The organism is Rhizobium sp. NXC14 (genome assembly GCF_002117485.1).
Taxonomy (GTDB): Bacteria; Pseudomonadota; Alphaproteobacteria; order Rhizobiales; family Rhizobiaceae; genus Rhizobium.
In genome coordinates this window covers 659,093-679,940 of record NZ_CP021030.1, presented here as the reverse complement: position 1 = coordinate 679,940, position 20,848 = coordinate 659,093, and the positions used below count along the sequence as shown (strand labels likewise).

Sequence of the window (20,848 nt, the reverse complement as noted above, 5' to 3'; positions counted from 1 at the left end):
TCCACCCGTTGCCTGGGAGGACGGATCGTGCGCGCCCGGCGATCGACAGCCATGCCAGAAAATTTCCTTCACGGAGTTGGGTTTTGAACAGCAAAGTTTCGTTCTCTGCGGCATCCAAAGATTACCAGGCAGGCCGCTACACAAAGTCCTTGGCGACGCTCAACCAGCTCATCGATACTCAGCAGGACGCCAAGACCTATGCGCTGCTGGCCAAGAACCTCGTGCAGCTCGGCTTCAAGGCCGATGCCGCAAAAGCCTATGGCCTGGCCGGCAATTGCGAAGGACCGAACGCCTACGAATATCAGAAGCAGGCTGCCAAGCTGCACTACGAAACCGGCCACGAGGACGAAGCGCTGCTGATCGCCATGCGCAACCTCAGCAGGGCGCAGGAAGATGCCGAACTCGCCTTCATCATCACCGCGATCTATCTGAAGCGCCAGCAGCGAGATATCATCCGCCCGTTCAAGACGGTTCTGTCGGAAAGCATGAACCCCGATCACATGCGCCTGGCGGCCCTGCTGCTCAGCGACGATCTCAACGACGCGACCAACCAGACGCTTGCGCGCAACCTCTTCAAGCGCTTTCCAGGCAATCACGCCTTCCGCTTTCTTCACCTTGTATTCGCTCGTGAATTCAACGATTTCGAAGAGTCGGCCAAGCATCAGGCAGTGATCGACGAGGCCCTCGCAAAGGGTGATCTGGAGATCCTGCGCAAGGACAATCCATTCTATCATCTGCACTGGTGCGGCAACGAAGATTTCAACCGATATGCAACGATCGGCACGACCCCGCTTAACCAGGAACGGGTCGCGTTCCGCCGCAACCAGCCGCACACATGGTCAAACAAGATCCGCATCGGCTATATGTCATCGGACTTCTGGGATCGCCACGCGACGATGAAGCTGCTGCAGCGCATTCTCGAACTTCACGACAAGGACAGGTTCGAGGTGACGCTCTTCTGCCATACGGGCCCCGAATACCTTAAGCATAACGACACCGACCGCAGCCGCTGGGGCAGGATCGTCGACATTCACGGTTTCTCCGACCAGGCAGTGCTGGAAATCGTACGCGAGCACAATATCGACATCATGGTCGATCTGAAGGGTCATACGTCGGGCAGCCGCGCGTCAGCCTTCAACCTGCCGCTGGCACCTGTTCATGTCGGATGGCTCGGTTTTCCCGGCAGCACCGTCAACATTGACCTGGACTACGTCATCGGCGACCATTCGGTGCTGCCCGACGTGGCCAAGCCATTCTTCCACGAGAAATTCTGCCGGCTTCCGGAGAGCTACCAGCCGAACGATCCGATGCATCGCCCGAAGCCGCGTCCGGTCACCCGCGAGCAACTCGGCCTGCCGGAAGAGGCCTTCATCTTCGCCTCCTTCAACGGCAACCGCAAGATCACGCCCGATGTGGTCAACAGCTGGTGCCGCATCCTCAAGCGGGCGCCGAACAGCGTGCTCTGGCTGATGGCCAATTCGCCGCGCAACCAGGCGAACCTGCTGAAGCAGTTCCAGGCCGCCGGCATTGCGCCCAAGCGCATCATCTTCTGCCCGCGCGCGCCCTACGAAGATCACATCAGCCGCCAGCAGGCAGCCGACCTCGGGATCGACACCTTCCCTGTCAACGGTCACACGACCACCTCGGAGCAGCTCTGGGGCGGCCTGCCGGTTTTGACGGTCAAGGGCACCAACTTCGCCTCGCGCGTCAGCGAAAGCCTGCTCAGGGCGATCGATCTACCCGAGCTCGTCGCAAGCGACCTGCAGGCATACGAGGATCTCGCCGTCGAGCTGGCGCAGAATCCCGAGCGGATCGCCGAATACAAGGCACATCTGAAGGAGCAGCGTTATATCGCGCCGCTGTTCGACGCCCAACGTTTCTGCCACCACCTGGAGAAGGCCTACGAAATCATGGCCGAACGGGCGAAACAGCGCCTGGCGCCCGAGCACATGGATATTCCAGCGATGCCCCCGCGGACGGCCCCCTTCGCGGCCGAGTAACGGTTCGACTGCATGATGAACCCCGCCGGAGCGGATCCGGCGGGGTTTTCTTTTATCGAAATATAGAGAGCTCAGCCGATCAGCTGAACGAGCGCACCAGGCTGCCGACGAGCAGGTTCCAGCCGTCGATCAGCACGAAGAAGAGAATCTTGAAAGGCAGCGAGATCGACGTCGGCGGCAGCATCATCATGCCCATCGCCATGGTGATGGTTGCAACGATGAGGTCGATGACGAGGAACGGCAGCACGACCAGAAAGCCGATCTCGAAACCGCGACGAATCTCCGAAATCATGAAGGCAGGGATCAGCACGCGGTAGTCGATCGGATCGGTCGTCTGGATGTTCTGACCGCGCTCGCGCGCAAGATCGACGAAGAGCGCCAGATCCTTGTCCCGGGTATTGGCCGCCATGAAGGTGCGGAAGGGTTCGGCGATACGCTGGACCGCCTCGGTCTCATTGATCTGGTTGGCAAGCAGCGGCTGCACGCCATTCTGCCAGGCCTGATCGAAGGTCGGCGACATGACGTAGAAGGTCATGAAGAGCGACAGCGACAGCAGGATCATGTTGGAAGGCGTCGAGGAGATGCCCATCCCTGAGCGCAGGATCGAGAAGGCGATGACGAAGCGCGGGAAGCTCGTCACCATGATCAGGATGCCCGGCGCGACCGAAAGAACGGTCAGCAGGCCGAATGTGCGGATGATCCAGGCGGCGACGGAGCCATCGACCGGCACGTTCAACAAGTCGGTCGGCAGCTGCTGTGCCACCGCCAGTTCCGGTACCACCATCATGGCGGCAAGGAAAACTATGAAACGAATCATTCGATGACAAAGGTCCTGAACATGACCTTCGATACCCGCCCTTGCGAGCGAAGGTCAACACGTTCCTGGATGTCATCCTTGAGATATTGAAAGCCGCGCGGCCCCTCGATCTGCTGCAGGGAAACCGTCCTGACATAGGCGAGGATATCCTGGTGAATGTCCTCGGCGACCTTGACGTCGGGCGGCCCGTTGAACAGCAGCGCGACTTCGAGTCGGACCCAGTTTTCCGAAGGGTAGGCAAGGTTCGATGTAATCGGCTCGAGCTGGACGACGTTGTTGGCCTCGGTCGAGATGCGCGCCAGGCCTTCCTCGGCCTTCTTCTTGGCATCGGCTTCCTTGGACTGCTCTACCTCCTTGGCGCCCTTGATCTCGGGCGCGACGATCGTGCCGACCGCCCAGCCGCCGCCGGCGCCGAGAAGCGTCAGGACGGCAATGCCGACGATCGTCAGCAGGCCGGATTTCTTCTTCGATTGACCTGCGCTTATGTCTTCGTCTGCCATCGTCGTTCGGCCTCAAAGCGGCGAGAAAAGATCGACGGCCTGCTGGCCGCGCGGAGGCTGCTGCACTTCCATCAGGCGACCCCGGCCGCCATAGGAGATGCGGGCTTCGGCGATCTTGTCGTAAGAGATCTGGTTGTCGGCGTTGACGTCCTGCGGACGCACGATACCGGCGACGTTCAGGATGCGCAGCTCCTGGTTCAGACGGACTTCCTGCGAACCCGAGATGACGAGGTTACCGTTTTCGAGAATGCCGGTGACGACGGCCGCAACGAGAAGGGTGAGCTTGTCGGTGCGCTCGATCTTGCCCTTGCCGTCGGTGCTGGTGTCGGAACCATAGGTCAGATCGGTCTTGGATTCAGGCGTCCAGCCGAAGATCTGAGCATTGATGTCCCAGTTCATGCCGCTCGAATTCGTGCGGCTGCGGTTGGTCTCGTTGTCGAAGGAGGCCTTGTCGTTGATCTGGATGTCGACGGTCAGAATGTCGCCGACGTTCAAAGCGCGTGCATCCTTAAAGAGCGCGGCCTGGGAATCGCTCCAGAGCGAATAGCCCTGCGCCACGGCGCGCGGCTGCTTCGGATAGAGCGCCATCTGCGGGGTCTGGCCATAGGCAAGTCCGCTGCCGATCGGGCTCATGGCGGGCGCACGGCCGATCTCGCTGACTGCCGTCGGAGACTGGCAGCCCGCAAGGAGTGCGAGGGCGGCGATCGCGGCCGGGAAACGCATATTCATGAAGGATCCTTCGACGTATTGGGATCGGACGCACTGGCGATGACGCTGGCGATAGCCGCGGCCTTCTTCGAGTCCATCTCGTTGAGGATGAGGCTCGACTGGCGCGGGCCGAGCCGCATGATGACGGCCGACGCTACTTCGATGTTCATATCCTGCAGCTGCAGTGCCGCCGCATCCGGCTTCATCTTCTTGTAGATATCGGTGAGGCCGGCTTCGGCCTGCTTGAGGAAGTCGTCGCGCCGCTTCAGCCAGTCCTGGTATTCTGCCTTGCGCTTGTCCATCTCTTCCATCCGGGCGTCGATGTCGGCGCGGAGCCTTTCCAGCTCCTGTTTCTGCAGCAGGTAGCGCTGGTCGCGGGCGGGATCGGCGATGTTGGTGCAGAATTGCTTGATCTCGTCCTGAGACGTGATGTCTCCCTCCGGATGCTCCTGTGCGAAGGCGCCGGGGATCGACAGAAGGACGAGGCCGGCTGCCGGCAGCGCCAGGCGGCGCAGCAGCTGCAGCACGGTCATGTCAGGATTCAGGATCGTCATCATTGCAGCACAAGCTCCGCCTGCAGGGCGCCCGCCGACTTGATGCCCTGGAGAATGGCGATGATCCCATCCGGTTTCACGCCGATATTGTTGAGGCCGGCGACAAGGGTCCTGAGGTCGGGACCGTCGATGATGGCAACGCGCCCACCGGTCTGCTCGGCCGCAATGTCGGTCTGCGGCTGAACGGCAGTCCGCCCGCGCGAGAAGGGCTCGGGCTGAATGATCTGCGGCGTCTCGGTGACCTGAACAGTCAGAGTGCCGTAGCTGACGGCGACCGGCGAGACGCGGACATCTGAGCCGATGACGATCGTGCCGGTGCGCTCGTTGATAACCACCTTGGCCGGCGTATCGGTTTCGACAATAAGGTTTTCGACGTCGGCCATCAGCCGGGTGAGATCGGCCGTGCGCGGTTTCTGGATCACCACTTCCTGCGAATCCTTGGCTTCGGCAACCGGGCCGCCGAAGCGCGCGGAGGCATAGCCATTGACGATGTCGGCAATGCGGATCGCCGTCGAGAAGTCGGGATTGCGCAGCTGCAGGACGAGATTGACTGAATCCTTGAAGTGGGACGGCAGTTCGCGTTCGATGATCGCGCCGCCGGGCACGCGGCCGGCGGTGGTGACGCCTTCGGTCACAGTCGCCGCCTGGCCCTGCGCCTGAAAGCCGGAGACGATAACGGAGCCCTGAGCGACAGCGTAGATCTGGCCGTCGGCACCGGAAAGCGAGGTCATGACGAGCGTGCCGCCGCGTAGCGAGGTGGCATCCCCGAGCGAGCTCACCGTAACATCGAGACGGCTGCCGGGGCTTGCGAAGGGCGGCAGGTTGGCGGTGACCATCACGGCCGCGGTGTTCTTCGCGTTGGACTGGCCGCCCTGTGTCGAGATGCCGAGATTCTGGAGCATTGCCCGCATCGACTGCTCGGTGAAGGGGGAGGAACGGAAGCCGTCGCCGGTTCCCTGCAGGCCGACGATGAGACCGTACCCGATCAGCTGGTTATCGCGGCCGGCCTGAAGCGAAGCGATATCCTTGATGCGGGACGTCAGCGCCCAGGCGGGCGCCACGTCGGCCAAACTCATGGCGACAACCGCAACAAAGGTGACGATACGGAAGAACAATTTCATTTCGCCCTCACATGGATCGTGCCGTCCGCAAGCACCGTGCCGCTGACGATGACGCCGGAATCCATATTACGCGCACGGACCACCTGCCCCGTCGCACCGTCTTCAAGCGGCGTGCCGGCGGCGGAGATCGTCATTGCGCCGAGAGAGAAGACCAGGCGGATCGAAGAGCCGCGCGTCACCGTATAGGGTTCGCGCAGCGCTGAAACCGAGATCGTACGGCCCGGCAGCAGCGTGCGTTTGGAAACCAGACCTTCGACCTGCGAAATCGATTTGGCATAATCGCCGGCGAGGTTGGGGTTGGTGACCTCAACCTCCTGAAGCTGGCTGCCCGACAACGTGTCGCCGGGATAGATGATCGTCGTCGGGACGACGGCATAACCCATGCCGGCATCCGCATTCACGGGCAAGATGATGCCCGCGATTGCGATCGTGGCTACCGCCACCCATCCTGAGATGCGTCCTGCCCGGCAAAACATCATGTTTCGGCCCTTCCCTTTACTTCAGGTTCTTGCTGACGATGGAGGCCATTTCATCAGCCGTGGTGATCACCTTGGAATTCATTTCGTAAGCACGCTGAGCCGATATCAGCTCGGTGATTTCCTTCACCGGGTCGACGTTCGAGGATTCCAGATAACCCTGCTTCATATAGGCAAAGCCTTCCTCGTCAGGGTTGCCGACGACCGCCTCGCCCGAGGCCGGCGTTTCCTGGAAGAGATTGTCGCCGATCGGCTGAAGGCCCGCTTCGTTGACGAAATCGGCAAGCGTCAGCTGTCCGAGAACGGTCGGATCGGTCTGGCCCGGCAGCTTGGCCGAGACCTCGCCGGAGCGGCTGATGGTCAGTTCGGTCGAACCCTGAGGGATGGTGATCCCAGGCAGGACTTCATAGCCGTCGATGGTGACGAGCTGGCCCTGGTCATTCTTGTTGAAAGCGCCGGCTCGAGTGTAGAGCGTCGTGCCATCGGTCGACTGGATCTGAAAGAAGCCCTTGCCGATCAGCGCCACGTCGAGATCGTTGCCTGTCTGCGTGAGTTCGCCCTGGAGATGCAGGTTGCGGACCGCGGAGGTCTGGACGCCGAGGCCGATATTGGCGCCTTCGGGAACGACGGCCTGGTTGGCCCGGTTGGCGACGCCCTTGGCGCGTTCGGTCTGGTAGAGAAGGTCGGTGAACTCGGCGCGAGCCCGCTTGAATCCCGTCGTGTTGATGTTCGCAATGTTGTTCGCGATGACTTCCAGATTGGTCTGCTGGGCATCCATGCCCGTTGCTGCGATGGCGAGCGCTCTCATGTGTTCGTCCTCAAATCAGTTACATCTGCATCTTGGTGACTTCGAGAAAGGCCGAAACGACCTTGTCGCGGATGGCAATCGCGGTCTGCAGCGTCTGCTCGGCCTGGAGCATGGAATCGACGACTTCACGGGTCGTCGCCGTGCCCTTGATGCCGGCGAAGGACATGCTTTCGGCACCCTTCAGGTTGTTGACGGCGTCGGTCGCCATGCCGCCCAGCACGGAGGCGAAGCTCAGGCCGTTGGCCGCACCTGCGGTGCCCGGCATGGCTGTTGCGGAGGACGAGGCGGAATTTTCGGAGTCGACGGCGCCGAGCGCGCGGGTCATCGAAAGATTGCTGACATTCTGGACGCTGCTGATCATTGATTATTGGCTCTTCAGAAGATCGATCGTGGACGAGATGAGGTCGCGGGTCTGCTTGATGGTCTGCAGATTGGCATCATAGGAGCGATTGGCTTCACGCATGTCGGCCATCTCGACCAGGATGTTGACGTTCGGCAATTTGACGACGCCCTTGGCGTCCGCCGCCGGATTGCTGGGGTCGAATTCGGTGCTGAAGTCGCCTTCGTCGACACCGACCTTCTTGACGTTGACGGTCTCGACGCCGCTGGTGCGGTCCATCTGCTGGCCGAAGGTGATCGTCTTGCGGCGATAGGGATCGGCGCCCGGCGTGTCACCGGTCGAGCGGGCGTTCGCAATGTTTTCCGAGACGATGCGCAGGCGCGTCGATTGCGCCTCGAGCCCCGAACCGGCGATTTTCATAGCTGCGGAAAGCGGATCCATGACACTTACTTCCTGACCGTCATCAACATCATGCGATTGAAGGAGCTGACCAGCGAGGTGTTCAGATCGTATTGGCGCTTGATGTCACCCGACTTGGAAAGCTCCTCGGCCAAACCGACGGTGTTGCCGGATTCCTGAATGCCGATCTCCTGGTCGAGGGCCGCTTCCTTGACGTCGATATCGCCGCTTGCGCTGAAATCGTTGCCGCTGAAGTGCGCCGGATTGGTGCGCGCCATGGTGATGTCAGACCTGTCCAGCACGGCATCGAAGGGCGTGACGTCTTTGGCGCGGAATTTCGGCGTATTGGCATTCGCGATGTTGCCGGCAACAACCTGCTGACGGATCGTCAGCCATTCCGCCTGTCGCGAAGCCAAGTCGAAAAGTTGGATCGGTTGCATGAGAACTCTCCGTTTTTACTATCCGGAACCTAGAGCGGTAATCTTGCGTGGGACTTACGGGAATCCGGCCATCGAGGCGCTTCGCCCAAGGCCGCCAGAGAAAAGGGCTCCTGCCGGTTTGCGGGGGAGCCCTCTTGTCTTCAGCCTTTGCGAAGAGGTTCAATCGTTCTTGTAGATATCGCCCTTGGAGGTGATGATCACCCACTTGCCCTCGCGCTGCTCGATCATCGCCAGGCGGCTTTCGTCGGGCAGGACCGAGCCGATGCGCACCACATACATGCCCGAGGGATCCTCGATCAGCGCTCGGCCGTTGGACACATGCAGAAGGCGGAAGGAAGACTTGCCCGGGAAAGGCTGGTCTTCCAGCATCGCGCCGCCGTCACGCTGCTTGCCGAGATCGGAGACCGTCGCCGTCGTCAGCGGATCGACCGGCGGAGCCTTCTTGGCTGCCTCGTTCTTGTTGACCATGGCCAGCGGAGAGACGCTGAAGACGTTGCGGGCGGGCCAATCCGGCAGTTCGCGCGAATTGCTGCTGGTGGCGACGTTGATGCCGAACTTGTCCGCATTGAAGAAGACGTACCAGGGGAAAAAGGCGGAGGCGCCGGCAAGCGCCAGGCCGGCGAAGGTGAGAAACCGATCCAGAGTGGCGGTCTTGTCGCGCGGCTTCAGGGAAGCGATGCGTTCATCATCGAAATCAGCCACTATTATCTCCTCTGCATGGGTGCGCCCTGATTGCCCATGCCGGCAGCAGCCTTGAGCGCGCCGGCGAGATCGGCAAAAGCGTCGACCGAGTCGCGATCGCCTGGAGACTGTTTCAGGACGTCGTAAATGATAGGGACCTGCTTGACCGCCATGTCGAGATCAGGATCGGCGCCTTGGCGATAACCGCCGATCAGCCGCAGGTCCCTCGTTTCCTCAAAGCGGTGGATCAACACCTTCAATCGCGACACCAGCTTTTCCTGATCCGGCGTCCAGGCCTTGCGGGCAAGACGCGAGATCGAGGCGAGCGGATCGATCGGAGGATAGCGCCCTTCCTCGGCAAGACTGCGCTGCAAGACGATATGGCCGTCGAGAATGCCGCGCGTCGAATCGGCGATCGGGTCGTTGTGATTGTCGCCATCGACGAGGATCGAGATGATGGCGGTGATCGTGCCGGCGCCCTCCGGGCCAGGACCAGCGCGTTCGAGCAGGCGCGGCAGCTCGGTGAAAACGGAGGCGGGATAACCGCGGGCGATCGGCGGTTCGCCGGAGGCGGTCGCCACCTCGCGGATCGCATGGGCGAAACGGGTGACGCTGTCGACGATGAAGAGCACGTTCTCGCCCTTGTCGCGGAAATGCTCGGCGATTGTGACCGCCGTCAGCGGCGCCATCTTGCGCAGCATCGGGCTTTCGTCGCTGGTCGCGACGACGGCAATCGCCTTCTTCATATTGCTGCCGAGCGTATCCTCGATGAATTCGCGCACCTCGCGGCCGCGTTCGCCGACGAGGGCGATGACCACCTTGTCGAAGGCGTCGGCGCGGGCAAGCATGGACAGAAGCGTCGACTTGCCGACGCCGGAGCCGGCAAAGATGCCGAGACGCTGGCCGAGGCAGAGCGGCGAAAAGATGTCGATCGCACGCACGCCGGTCTTGAAGCCGGTCGCCACGCGCTGGCGCGTCATCGAGGGTGGCGCGGCGTTGGAAATCGAGCGGCGATCGAGCCCCTGGGCGATCGGTCCCAGACCGTCGATCGGCTCACACAGCGAATTGATCGTGCGCCCGCACCAGCTGTCGGATGGCGAAATTCGGAAGGCGCCCTTGCGAATGACCGTGTCATGGATGCCGATCGGCTCACCGGGTTCGATCGGGCAGACATAGATCAGGTCCGGCTCGACACGCACGACCTCGCCGAGATGGATGCCGGTCGCCGATTTATGCGCGACGAATTCACCGAGACGAACATGACGCGAGAGACCGCGAACAGTATAGTGGCCGGCAGCGATGGTCTGGACGCGACCGCCATGAGCGACGGCGAATTCCGGCGATGCGTATCGATCGACGAGACCCGCCAGATGCGCGAGCTTCGGAGAAAGGCCGTCTTCGGACAGTAGCGTTGTGCTCATTGCTTAGCGGCTGCCCCCAAGCGTCTGGACGGCCTGCTTGAACGAATCCTCGCTGTCGCGCATCAGCGAGGAAATGCTTTCGAAGGCACGGTTGACTTCGATCAGCTGAGTGATCTCGCGCATGGCGTTAACGTTGGAATTTTCCAGATAGCCCTGCTCGACACCGACATTGAAGCGGTCGACGACGGCGCGCGGCTGGTCGGTGGTCATGATGCCGCTGTTTTCGTAACGCAGGTAACCCTTGCTGATATCGGCCTCGAACAGGCCGAGGGAGCCGACCTGGCGGTCGCCCTGATAGATGATGCCATCGCTGCCGACAGCCGGCTCGCCGGCCTTCGTGTCCAGCTGAATCGGTGCGCCGCCGGCATCGAGGACGGGATATCCCCGGATCGATACGAGTTCGCCGGTTTCCTTGAGCGTAAAGCGGCCGTCCCTCGTGAGCACACGGCCGGCTGGCGTATCGAGCGCAAACCAGGCGTCGCCCTTAAGCGCGAAATCGAGCATGTTGCCGGTGTGCTGCAACTCGCCGTTCTGCTCGTTCAGATAGTCGTTGCCCTGAGAAACGAAGGCGACCTTGGTGTTCAGCTTGTTCTTGGTGGCCGCCACCATCTCGTCGAACTTCACCTCGGTGGCGCGAAAACCCGTGGTGTTCACGTTCGCCATGTTGTCGGCGATGGTGTTCAGGCGCTTTTCAAGCGCCATCTGCGACGACAGAGAAACGTAAAGACCGGATTGCATGTCTGTAAGCTCCAAGCATTGGCGATGAACGGGACGAAAAGCCGGGCGTCGTCTGATCTGGTTCGGCCGGAATTTCGCTGAGGCGGCATCTCAGAAACGGGCGCGAGCGCCCATTCGTCTCCTTTAGATTGGCGGCAGATGCTTGCGCGAAGCTGGCACGTGGAAATGCCCGGACCGACCCGTTCATCAGCCTCACGCAAGGCAGAAACCCTATCCGTCCTAGAGAAAAGCAACGTTCAGATTGGGCTGACGATGAACATCATTATCGGATTTATTGTTGTCTGCGGCTGCATCGTCGGCAGCTTCATGGCGATGGGCGGCGAAGTGGACGCGCTGTTCCAGCCCTTCGAATTTCTCATCATCGGCGGCGCCGGCCTCGGCAGCTTCATCATGGCGAACCCGATGAAGGTGGTAAAGGATTCCGGTAAGGCGCTTGCAGAGGCCTTCAAGCACGCCGTTCCGAAGGAGCGGAACTATCTCGATACGCTCGGCGTGCTCTACTCGCTGATGCGCGACCTGCGCACCAAGTCGCGAAACGAAATCGAAGCCCATATCGACAATCCTGCCGAATCGACGATCTTCCAGCAGGCTCCGACGGTGCTGAAGAACAAGGAGCTGACGGCGTTCATCTGCGATTACGTCCGCCTGATCATCATCGGCAACGCCCGTAGCCACGAAATCGAGGCGCTGATGGACGAAGAGCTCAACACAATCATGCACGACAAGATGAAACCCTATCACGCGATCCAGATCATGGGCGATTCCTTCCCGGCGATCGGTATCGTCGCGGCCGTTCTCGGCGTCATCAAGGCGATGGCCCACATCAACGATTCGCCCGAGGTGCTCGGCCATCTGATCGGTTCGGCGCTCGTCGGCACCTTCCTCGGCATTCTGCTGTCCTACTGCGTCTGCTCGCCGCTGGTTTCCCAGATCAAGGTCGTCCGCAACAAGCAGCATCGCCTCTATGTCATCGTCAAGCAGACGCTGCTTGCCTATATGAACGGCTCGGTGCCGCAGGTCGCTCTCGAATACGGCCGCAAGACGATCTCGGCCTACGAACGTCCGTCCATCGATGCCGTCGAACAGGAAATGATGAACCCAGGCGGCGAGAACAAGGCGGCTTAAATGACCATGAGCGATGCTTCACATGACAAACCGGCAATGGATCCCGCCCTTCTCGCCAAGCTGACCGGCGGGCTCGGAGACAGGGGCAGGGTCGCCAAGATCTGCAGCGCCTTTGGGGATGTCTATAGCGAGTTCTTTCCCGACGTCATCAAAAGCGAGACCGGCCTCGACGTGACCGTCAGCTATCTCGGCTGCGAGATCGGCTATAAGAACCACCTGATCGACGACCTCAGCCACAACGTCACGCTCGTCGACGCGACGTTGCGCAACTGGTCTCAGAACGTCGCGCTTGCCTGCGGCAACGGTTTCGTCATCACGCTGATGGAACACCTGCTCGGCGCCACCGCCGATACGATCGAGGAGCCGGCCGAGCGGCTGCTCTCGGTCATCGAACTCGATCTGGCGGTCATGGTCTTCGACAAGATCGCCAAGGTGCTGCGCTCGGCGGTGAACGCACCGGGCGGTTTCGAGCCCAGTCTTTCGGCCCCGCATGCGCATGACTCGCGCCCCCGGCCGGCGGAGGACAAGCCGGACGAATTTGCCGCCGCCATCAACATGTCGATCACGCTCGCCGGCATTGTTTCGGAATTCGCACTGATCATTCCACAGACGGCGCTGCTCAAGACCAAGGTGACGCCGCCAAAGCCGAAGCGCCAGACCGGCGGCAATTCGCCGGAATGGACCGAACAGCTCGGCGATCAGGTCCGCCGCTCGCATGTCACACTCGAAGCCAGGATCAGGTTACAGGACCTGACGCTGCGCACCATATCGAAGCTGATGGCCGGCGACGTCATTCCGTTCCGCGACAGCGGCGACGTACGCGTCGAGGTCAGCGCCAACAGCAAGGAATTGTATATATGCGAATTCGGGCGTTCTGGCGAAAACTACATGGTCCGCGTCAAGGATACGATGAACTCGGATGACGAACTCATCCGTCACTTAATGAATTGATCGGTTCTCTGGCTTCTGGGCTGCAAAGGCAGTTTGAGGCAAGTTTCAACTGGAATAGTGATTTCATGGCAACGAAGAAAACACAGCAGAACAGTGACCTCTCCCTGGATATGCCGGGCAGCGAAGCCGATCTTGACCAGGCGATCGACGATCTGCGCGGCGTGCTGAAGAAGGACGCCGATAGCGACCTGTCGCAGTTTGGCGGTGAGCTGGAGAATGACGACTTCGCGGCAGGAACGGATCTGGCCGCCTTCGGCGGCGAGATTTCGGATTCCCCTTTCGGCGGCGATGATTTCGGCGGCGATTTCGGCGCAGGCAATGCCAGCCCGGCTGCAGGCATGGATTTCGGCGGCAGCTCTTCGTTCGAGGCGTCCTCGGCGCCGCTCGGCAGCGCGCTGACCTCGAACTTCGAGCTGATCATGGACATTCCGATCGATGTCCAGATCATGCTCGGCACCAGCCGGATGCAGGTCTCCAGCCTGATGAATCTCAATGAAGGAGCGACGATCGCTCTCGACAAGAAAATCGGCGAACCCGTTGAGATCATGGTGAACGGCCGCAGGATTGCACGCGGCGAGATTACGGTTCTTGATAACGACGACACCCGATTCGGCGTGAAGCTGATAGAAGTTTTGAGTACGAAAAAAGCCTGATCCCTGTGGGGACGGAGAGGTTAGACCATGATGGACTTTGACGATTTCGGCGGCGCGCTAGCCGGGAAACCGTTGACCCAGGCTGAAAAGGCGGCGGCGGTCCTTCTCGCCATGGGAAAGGGTGTCGCCGGCCGGCTGTTGAAATATTTCACTCAGGCCGAGTTGCAGACCATTATCGCATCTGCCCAGTCGCTGCGCGCCATTCCGCCGGACGAGCTCCTGTCCCTCGTCTCCGAGTTCGAGGACCTCTTTACCGAGGGCGCCGGACTGATGGACAATGCCAAAGCAATCGAAGCCATTCTGGAAGAAGGCCTGACCCCCGACGAGGTGGACAGCCTGCTCGGCCGCCGCACGGCCTTCCAAGCCTACGAGACCTCGATCTGGGATCGCCTCAGCGAGGCCGAGCCGGCATTCGTCGCACAGTTCCTGCTGCGCGAACATCCGCAGACCGTCGCCTATATTCTGTCGATGATGCCCTCCGCCTTCGGCGCCAAGGTGCTGCTGCAGCTCCCCGACAACCGCCGCGCCGACATCATGAACCGGACGGTCAATATGAAGGCCGTCAGCCCGAAGGCGGCGCAGATCATCGAGAACCAGGTGATGACGCTGCTTGCCGAAATCGAGGCAGAGCGCAACGCTGCCGGCTCGACGAAGGTCGCCGATCTCATGAACGAGCTCGACAAGCCGCAGGTCGACACGCTGCTCACCTCGCTCGAATCGATCAGCCGCGAATCGGTCAACAAGGTTCGGCCGAAGATCTTCCTCTTCGAGGACCTCATGTACATGCCGCAGCGCAGCCGCGTCCTGCTGCTCAACGATATTTCGACCGACGTGCTCACCGTCTCGTTGCGCGGCTCGCCGGCCGATATCCGCGAATCGGTTCTGTCCGCCATCAGTCCGCGCCAGCGCCGTATGATCGAATCGGATCTGCAGAGCGGCATGGGCGGCGTCAACCCGCGCGAGATCGCCATTGCGCGCCGCGCCGTGGCGCAGGAGGCGATTCGCCTGGCCAACTCAGGCCAGATCGAGCTCAAGGAGAAGGAAGGCGAAGCTTCGGCCGCCGCATGAGCTTCTGAGACTGTTGACAAATCCGGCCGACAAACAGGCCGTTGTTGATCGCCGCGCCTCAGGCGACTACCCTTCATCGATCGGCCGCATTCTATGGCGTGTCGCAGAGCACTCGGTTTCTGCGGCGCGCTTTGGGTTTTTGCTTTGACGCATCTCGTCATCCCAGAATCGCTGCCCGGTTCGGGGTGGCACGCATGAGCTGCGGCCTGTTTTTTTGACGGAGGGCCGCGACTTGGCAGATGATGACAAGGACAGCAAAACAGAAGCCCCGACCGCGAAGAAGCGAACCGACGCCGCGGAAAAAGGCAATGTGCCGTTTTCGCGCGAGCTGTCGATCTTCGCGACCATCCTCGCCACTTTCATCTATCTGGTGTTCTTCCTTCCCGACAGCGTCGGCCGCATGGGCGAAACGCTGCGCGACATTTTCGAGCAGCCCGACCAATGGAAAATCGAGACGGGCCCGGACATTCTGGCGCTCTTCGTCCGGCTCGGCTGGTCGAGCGCGGCGCTGCTGGCACCCGCCCTCATCCTGTTCATGGTCTTCGGCATCGCCTCCTCGATCTTCCAGAACCTGCCGACGCCTGTGCTCGAACGGATCAGGCCGCAAGCCTCGCGCATCTCTCCGGTGAAGGGCTGGTCACGGCTCTTCAGCCTGCCCGGCCTCGTCGAGTTCGGAAAGTCGCTGTTCAAGGTCGTCGTCGTCGGGGTCGTCCTGTTCTTCGTGCTCAGGAGCGAATATTTCGGCTCGATTGATGCCATGTTCTCCGATCCGCAGACAATCCTCGTGCGAATGATGACGGCGATGCGCAAGATCATCATCGTCATGCTGATCGCTACCGCGATCGTGGCGATCGCCGACCTTTTCTGGACGCGCCATCACTGGTTCACCGAGCTCAAGATGACGCGCCACGAGGTGAAGGAAGAAAACAAGCAGGCGCAGGGCGATCCCTTTGTCAAAAGCCGCCAGCGCTCGCTGATGCGCGACCGCGCCCGCCGGCGCATGATCGCCAACGTGCACCGCGCCACGCTTGTCATCGCCAACCCGACGCACTACGCCGTGGCGCTGCGCTATGCGCGTGAAGAGAACGACGCGCCGGTCGTTCTGGCAAAGGGCCAGGACCTGATTGCGCTCAAAATCAGGGAGATTGCCGAGCAGAACGGCATCCCGGTGTTCGAGGACCCACCGCTCGCGCGCTCCATGTTTGCGCAAGTCTCGGTCGATAGTGTCATACCGTCAGTCTTCTATAAGGCCGTTGCGGAGCTCATACACAGGGTCTACGCCGCAGACGCCAAGAACAAACGGGTAAGATAAGCCGAATGAAAAAATGCCCTCACTCTGCCCAGCGTGAAAAGATCCTCGCAGAGGCGATCAGCCCGGTCGCCACCGAACTGCGCCTTCTGGATGCCTCTGACCTCATTTCACTGCTGCGCTTCGAGTATTACGGCAATCTGGCCGATCTCGTCGCTTCGGCGGCGGAGCTTTTCTTTCATCCCGGCACCGTCAATTTCGGCCTTGGCGGAAATTATACGCTGGAATGGGGCGGCAAGCCGGAAGTCGTTCTCGACCTGGAAATCAAGCCGCGCGGCGTCACCGTCTATGCCCAGCTCGCCCTTGCCGACAATCATGCCGGCATTGAAATCAACCACATCGCCTTCGAAGATCCCTCATCCGATCCCGACGAGAATACAGCCTTTCTGGAAAAGAGCCTTCGGCAATCCCGCTACAGCGTGAAACCGCCGCGCGCGCTCGCCAGCTGATTTGCCTCAGGGCATTTTCGCCGTCCCTGAAGTGAGTGTCCCCCCGGTTCAGCTGATGTAGCCGAGCCGGATCGCCTTGGCGATCGCCTGAATGCGATTGACGGAATCGAGCTTGATGGTCGCCGAGCCGAGATAGGCATTGACGGTGTGTACGGACAGGCCGAGTTTTTCGGCGATCTCTTCGCTGATACGGCCATCGCCGGCGAGCTGGAGACAGGCGACTTCGCGTTCGCTCAGCGCTTCGGCGGCCGCCGAGCGGCGTTCGTCCAGCGAGAGCAGATCCATCATCACGTGGCAGCAGCGGCCGTGCAGCTCGACGATCGTATCGCTGGCAGGATCGATATCATCGCCGGTGAAAAGGATGAAGCCATTGCCGACAGCGCCGAGCCGCACCGGGAAGGCGAGGCCGGAAAAAGGCAGAATTCCATCCTTCAGGCGCGTCATGAAGGGCGAGAAATCCGCCGGACCGGGGGCCGCCCTGTCATGAGCGCCGGCCCATGAAAGCGGCAGCAGCGACTTTTCGATATGGTCGAGAAGAATATCGCCATAGGCGTCCGTGAGAGCCTTGCCAAAACCGGTATTCGAAGGGCCCCAATTCTCGAGCTCGCAGACAAGCCGCTGCTTTGCCGGTAGTCCCGAGCCGCTGACACGGTAGATCGCGAAGCCCTGAGCGTCAGCGAGCTTCTGCATCGCAATCAGCCGCGGAAAAAGATCCGAACGGCTGGAAATCCTGTTCATCCGCACCATGCGCAGCGGATCGGCGCCGTTCATCGCCCTGCTTGATGGATGTCCCATGGATTCCCCTATACGAGATTGTTGCGGACCGCGAAGGCAATGGCCTCCGACCGGGTCTTGGTCGCCGTCTTGCGCATCACGCTGGTGATGTAGTTGTTGATCGTATTGCGAGATATTCCGAGAATCATCGCAATCTCGTCGCTGGTCTTGCCCTCGGCGATCCAGAAAAGGCATTCCAGCTCGCGGTCAGTCAGTTCGAAATCGCGATCGTTCCTTGCGCCGCCGCAGCGAACGAAGCTCGCGACATAGCCGGCAAGCAGTCCCACATCCCGCAGGCGCTCCGGCGACAGGATGAAGCCTTCGCCGAACAGGAACATCAAGGCGAGCCGCGAGCGGCCGACATTGAAGGTCAATGAGCAATACTGGCGGCTGGCGCCATCAGGCGCATCGGCGTGATCTGGCAGAAGAGCGAAGCTCGGCTGGAAAACCTGCATGCATTTTTCCAGCTCGGTCGAACGGGCATAGCCGCCGACCAGATCGTTGGCGATATCCTTGACCAGATCGAACGGCCAGTCAGACGATACGATGAAATCGAGGCCGCTTTCCTGGATGAGATCACAGCGCGCCAGAAGATAGTGCGAGGCACCCACATAGTCCGTCAGCGCGCGCAGACCGGACTGCAATCTGCCAGTGTCGGCGACACCGTGCAGGCGCCGAATCAGCTCGTCGCGCGGCAAGAGAGCCGGCGCCACCACGCTCGCGAAATTCGCCATTTGCCTCTCGCCTTTGCTCGCCTGAGATATCGTCATATCCATTGGCAATTTCCTGGGGCTGAGGAACGATCAAACTCGGTGCAGCAGCATTTTTTTTGCAAAGGATTCAATTCAAGCTCCGCTCGAATCCCATTTCGAATCACTCAAGGGTAAGCCAGCCGGTGTAAATCACCATCTCCGACTTCTAGGGATTTACTTTCGTTGCTGCTCATGCCGTGATTCGAGGACGACTCGCGCCCCTCAGAATACTGGAAAGGGTAAGATGATTCTGGCTGTACCGCAACTTCATTCGCGTTTTACGCGAGTGATCCTCAACAGTTTTGTCCAAATTTCTTGAGGCGATTGGATCTATTCCCCATTCGACACCCGCGGCCAAATACAGACTGGGTAATGAGATATCAGCTCTCTTGCGGGCGACCGATAACAATCCTGCTCAGGTAGTGAAAAGCGTGAATAACACGAAAAAGGCCGGGTTGCCCCGGCCTCCTTTTATGCTGCGTCGTCGATCGCCCATTTCCTGAGGATCTTGGCGGCGCGCTCCTCGTTGATTTCCACCATGCGGGCAAGCTTGCGTTCCGGGCCCTCCTTGACGCGGCGGTTGAAGTTGCCGTCGTCGTCGCCGAGGCTGAGCAGATCCTCGGTACTGTCGAAGCCGAAATCGGAGCCGAAGCCATCCATGAGGGCACCTCCAGGGGCGCCGGCCGCCGGCGCGAAGTCCGGAAGTTCGAGGCCAGCCGCTTCCGGCGTGGCGTCGCCAAGCACCGAGCCCACGCCGTTGCCGCTAACGCTGCGTACCAGCGGCCGCAGGCCCATCCAAACCACTACGAAGGCGACCGCGACGAAGGCCAGCGAGTTGATGATGCCGGCAAGGTTGCGGCTCAGCATATCCATGACGCGGACACCGCCGGTGGCGTCTTCCAGCAGCTGATTTTCGAGGAAATCCATCGCCGTGACGGTGACGACATCACCACGCTTGGCGTCGATGCCGGCCGCCGAAGCGACGATCTTCTGCATTTCGGCGATATAGGCATCGATCTTGGCCTGGTCGGCGGGCTCGCCGACCATCTTGGCGATGCGACCTTTGTTGACCACAACGGCGATCGAAAGCTTCTCGACCTGATAGCTGTTGCGGGTCGTGGCCGTCGTCTTGCTGTTGATTTCGTAGTTGGTCTGCTCTTCGCGCTTGTCGGACTTGTCCTGAGATTCCGGACCGCTTGATCCGCCGGCATCAGGGGCCGCCTGGGGAATGTTCTGTTCGACGGTCGTCGCGTTGTCGGACTGCCGCTGCTGCGACTGCTGGGCTTCCTTCGTAGAACGGACGGAGCGTTCGACCTTGGATTCGGGATCGTAGACCGTCTCCTGAATCTGCTGAGCATCGGTGTTGAGGTCGGCGGTGACGCTGGAGCGGAAGTTATCCATGCCGAGGAAGGGCGCTAAGGCCTTGTCGATGTTGGATTCGACTTCCTGCTGAACGTTCTGGACAATGTTGAGCGAGCGGTTCAGCGAGCTGTTGCTCGCCTCGTCGCCGGACGCGAGAAGCTGGCCGGCAGAATCAAGAATCGTGACGTCATCGACATCAAGCCCCGGCACGGCCGAGGCGACGAGGTGACGGATCGAGGTCGCGGCGCCCCGCCCGGTGGCGGCGCTGGCGCGAATCATCACGGAGGCGGTCGGTTTCTGCTCCGCCTTCCGGAAGTTTCCGACTTCGGGCATGACGATATGGACGCGCGCCGCCGTTATGCCCGAGATCGACTGGATGGTGCGTGCGATTTCGCCTTCCAGCGCTCGAACCCGCGTCACTTCCTGCATGAAGGAGGTCAGGCCGAGGGAGCCGACATTGTCGAAGAGTTCATAGCCGGCATTGGCGCTGTTCGGCAGGCCGCGCTCGGCAAGCATCAGGCGGGCCTTGCCCGTCATACCGGCGGGAACGGTGATGCTGGAACCGTCCGTGCCGACCTGGAAATTGATGTTGGCTTCGGCAAGCGCCATGCTGATCTGGTTGAGATCGGGAGCGTCGAGACCGACGTAAAGCGTTTCTTGGGCCGGTTTGTTGACGAAAAGGGCAGCCGCAAGGATGATTGCGATGGAAACGGCACCGACGCCCCCCAGAATCATCAGGCGCGTCCGGCCCAGGGCACCAAAGTTCTTAAATATCTGAACTAATTGATTTAACAGATTCATTCTGTTCTCGCACGATCCGTCAAAGACAAAGCAGGCTTATTGCCTCACCTGACCAATAATCGGCGAAACTTGTGCGAGCGTTTCGTGAGGAGCGCGCGGGAGCGAAAGGCTGATGCATGTCGCGCAGCGATTTTGCGAGAACGACGTGCGTGAAAAGAGGACCTGAGGCGCGAGAGGCGGCGTTGAAACCGCGCGCTTCAGAAGAAGTCGAAGTCGCCGGCGGCTTTGCTCAGCGGCTGAGAATGACCGTGGCGCGTGGAGCCGCCCAGCGCCTTCTGCATTTCCGCCAGCTTGACGAGGCTGAGCGCGGTGGCGACGTCGACCGTCCAGCCGAGCGGGATTTCGCCGGTGATGGTGTCGATGAATTCGGCAAGGCCGCGTGACTTCTGCACGGCCAGATCGATGCCCTGCATGACCTTCATGGCGTCCGGCGAGTTCAGAATTTCAGCGCCGCCGAGTTCGAGTAGCTGCGGTTCGATGCGCTCGATCAGGTAGGCCACATCGTGGAGTTCCGAAACGATGCGCATCAGGATGTCGCTCAGCGCTTCGACAGGCGCGGGCGGCTCCATCACCGGAGTAAATGTCATATGAAAATCCTCGC

General features: G+C 60.7%; 24 protein-coding genes. 7 read left to right on the top strand and 17 right to left on the bottom strand.

All coding sequences use genetic code 11. The annotated features are described in order from the left end of the window. Positions 1–83 precede the first annotated feature (83 nt). Positions 84–2,000: a glycosyl transferase gene (locus NXC14_RS03375; protein ID WP_085776961.1), complete on the top strand. Its 1,917-nt coding sequence runs from the start codon at positions 84–86 to the stop codon at positions 1,998–2,000. Between the two features lie 79 nt (positions 2,001–2,079). On the opposite strand, the gene fliP is transcribed toward NXC14_RS03375, so the two are convergent. From fliP to flgF, 13 genes are all read right to left on the bottom strand, one after another. Next, positions 2,080–2,817 carry a flagellar type III secretion system pore protein FliP gene (fliP, locus tag NXC14_RS03370; RefSeq protein ID WP_085776960.1) on the bottom strand — a complete coding sequence of 246 codons (738 nt, stop codon included), beginning with the start codon at positions 2,815–2,817 and terminating at the stop codon, positions 2,080–2,082. Next, on the bottom strand, positions 2,814–3,317 hold the full coding sequence (locus NXC14_RS03365) for a flagellar basal body-associated FliL family protein (protein ID WP_085776959.1): 504 nt from the start codon (positions 3,315–3,317) through the stop codon (positions 2,814–2,816). Before NXC14_RS03365 ends, fliP begins: the two co-directional genes overlap by 4 nt. A 12-nt stretch (positions 3,318–3,329) precedes the next feature. After that, entirely contained in the window at positions 3,330–4,046 is a 717-nt protein-coding gene (gene flgH / locus NXC14_RS03360) for a flagellar basal body L-ring protein FlgH (RefSeq protein ID WP_085776958.1), read from the bottom strand. Then, a complete protein-coding gene (locus NXC14_RS03355) occupies positions 4,043–4,582 on the bottom strand; it encodes a MotE family protein (RefSeq protein WP_085776957.1) in 540 nt (179 codons plus the stop codon). Before NXC14_RS03355 ends, flgH begins: the two co-directional genes overlap by 4 nt. Beyond that, positions 4,579–5,700 (bottom strand): flagellar basal body P-ring protein FlgI, encoded by a 1,122-nt coding sequence (locus NXC14_RS03350; RefSeq protein ID WP_085776956.1) that lies wholly within the window; start codon positions 5,698–5,700, stop codon positions 4,579–4,581. Before NXC14_RS03350 ends, NXC14_RS03355 begins: the two co-directional genes overlap by 4 nt. Beyond that, complete coding sequence (flgA, locus tag NXC14_RS03345; RefSeq protein ID WP_085776955.1) at positions 5,697–6,179, bottom strand: flagellar basal body P-ring formation chaperone FlgA; 483 nt, start codon at positions 6,177–6,179, stop codon at positions 5,697–5,699. The genes NXC14_RS03350 and flgA overlap by 4 nt, the downstream gene beginning before the upstream one ends. Before the next feature lie 16 nt (positions 6,180–6,195). Continuing rightward, positions 6,196–6,984 (bottom strand): flagellar basal-body rod protein FlgG, encoded by a 789-nt coding sequence (gene flgG / locus NXC14_RS03340; RefSeq protein ID WP_011424026.1) that lies wholly within the window; start codon positions 6,982–6,984, stop codon positions 6,196–6,198. 19 nt (positions 6,985–7,003) lie between these two features. Then, positions 7,004–7,345 carry a flagellar hook-basal body complex protein FliE gene (locus tag NXC14_RS03335; RefSeq protein ID WP_085776954.1) on the bottom strand — a complete coding sequence of 114 codons (342 nt, stop codon included), beginning with the start codon at positions 7,343–7,345 and terminating at the stop codon, positions 7,004–7,006. A gap of 3 nt (positions 7,346–7,348) precedes the next feature. After that, the gene (gene flgC / locus NXC14_RS03330) at positions 7,349–7,765 is read right to left on the bottom strand and encodes a flagellar basal body rod protein FlgC (protein ID WP_064693821.1); all 417 of its coding nucleotides are present in this window, start codon (positions 7,763–7,765) and stop codon (positions 7,349–7,351) included. 5 nt (positions 7,766–7,770) lie between these two features. Further along, positions 7,771–8,163, bottom strand: a complete 393-nt coding sequence (flgB, locus tag NXC14_RS03325; RefSeq protein WP_085776953.1) for a flagellar basal body rod protein FlgB — start codon at positions 8,161–8,163, stop codon at positions 7,771–7,773. A gap of 159 nt (positions 8,164–8,322) precedes the next feature. Further along, on the bottom strand, positions 8,323–8,865 hold the full coding sequence (locus tag NXC14_RS03320) for a flagellar protein (protein ID WP_085776952.1): 543 nt from the start codon (positions 8,863–8,865) through the stop codon (positions 8,323–8,325). Positions 8,866–8,867: 2 nt separating this feature from the next. After that, entirely contained in the window at positions 8,868–10,265 is a 1,398-nt protein-coding gene (fliI, locus tag NXC14_RS03315; RefSeq protein WP_085776951.1) for a flagellar protein export ATPase FliI, read from the bottom strand. A gap of 3 nt (positions 10,266–10,268) precedes the next feature. Next, positions 10,269–11,003 (bottom strand): flagellar basal-body rod protein FlgF, encoded by a 735-nt coding sequence (flgF, locus tag NXC14_RS03310; protein ID WP_085776950.1) that lies wholly within the window; start codon positions 11,001–11,003, stop codon positions 10,269–10,271. Between the two features lie 252 nt (positions 11,004–11,255). Here flgF and motA point away from each other — a divergent pair, with 252 nt between their 5' ends. The 6 genes from motA (at position 11,256) to NXC14_RS03280 (ending at position 16,558) form a co-directional block, all read left to right on the top strand. Further along, complete coding sequence (gene motA, locus NXC14_RS03305) at positions 11,256–12,128, top strand: flagellar motor stator protein MotA (RefSeq protein WP_020920386.1); 873 nt, start codon at positions 11,256–11,258, stop codon at positions 12,126–12,128. Continuing rightward, positions 12,129–13,079, top strand: coding sequence for a FliM/FliN family flagellar motor switch protein (locus tag NXC14_RS03300; protein ID WP_085776949.1), 951 nt, complete (start codon positions 12,129–12,131; stop codon positions 13,077–13,079). 65 nt (positions 13,080–13,144) lie between these two features. Further along, complete coding sequence (gene fliN, locus NXC14_RS03295) at positions 13,145–13,732, top strand: flagellar motor switch protein FliN (RefSeq protein WP_085776948.1); 588 nt, start codon at positions 13,145–13,147, stop codon at positions 13,730–13,732. Positions 13,733–13,759: 27 nt separating this feature from the next. Beyond that, a complete protein-coding gene (gene fliG / locus NXC14_RS03290; RefSeq protein ID WP_085776947.1) occupies positions 13,760–14,800 on the top strand; it encodes a flagellar motor switch protein FliG in 1,041 nt (346 codons plus the stop codon). 232 nt (positions 14,801–15,032) lie between these two features. Next, the gene (gene flhB, locus NXC14_RS03285; protein WP_085776946.1) at positions 15,033–16,112 is read left to right on the top strand and encodes a flagellar biosynthesis protein FlhB; all 1,080 of its coding nucleotides are present in this window, start codon (positions 15,033–15,035) and stop codon (positions 16,110–16,112) included. Positions 16,113–16,117: 5 nt separating this feature from the next. Further along, complete coding sequence (locus NXC14_RS03280; protein WP_085776945.1) at positions 16,118–16,558, top strand: hypothetical protein; 441 nt, start codon at positions 16,118–16,120, stop codon at positions 16,556–16,558. Between the two features lie 48 nt (positions 16,559–16,606). Here the strand turns inward: NXC14_RS03280 and NXC14_RS03275 are convergent, their stop codons facing one another. The 4 genes from NXC14_RS03275 to NXC14_RS03260 all read right to left on the bottom strand — a co-directional run bounded on the left by NXC14_RS03275 (position 16,607) and on the right by NXC14_RS03260 (position 20,834). Next, positions 16,607–17,353 carry a helix-turn-helix transcriptional regulator gene (locus tag NXC14_RS03275; RefSeq protein WP_085776944.1) on the bottom strand — a complete coding sequence of 249 codons (747 nt, stop codon included), beginning with the start codon at positions 17,351–17,353 and terminating at the stop codon, positions 16,607–16,609. 8 nt (positions 17,354–17,361) lie between these two features. Next, positions 17,362–18,108 carry a LuxR C-terminal-related transcriptional regulator gene (locus NXC14_RS03270; RefSeq protein ID WP_085776943.1) on the bottom strand — a complete coding sequence of 249 codons (747 nt, stop codon included), beginning with the start codon at positions 18,106–18,108 and terminating at the stop codon, positions 17,362–17,364. 447 nt (positions 18,109–18,555) lie between these two features. Beyond that, entirely contained in the window at positions 18,556–20,247 is a 1,692-nt protein-coding gene (fliF, locus tag NXC14_RS03265) for a flagellar basal-body MS-ring/collar protein FliF (protein ID WP_085776942.1), read from the bottom strand. A 197-nt stretch (positions 20,248–20,444) separates the two neighbouring features. After that, positions 20,445–20,834 (bottom strand): hypothetical protein, encoded by a 390-nt coding sequence (locus tag NXC14_RS03260; protein WP_064800665.1) that lies wholly within the window; start codon positions 20,832–20,834, stop codon positions 20,445–20,447. Positions 20,835–20,848: the final 14 nt, after the last annotated feature.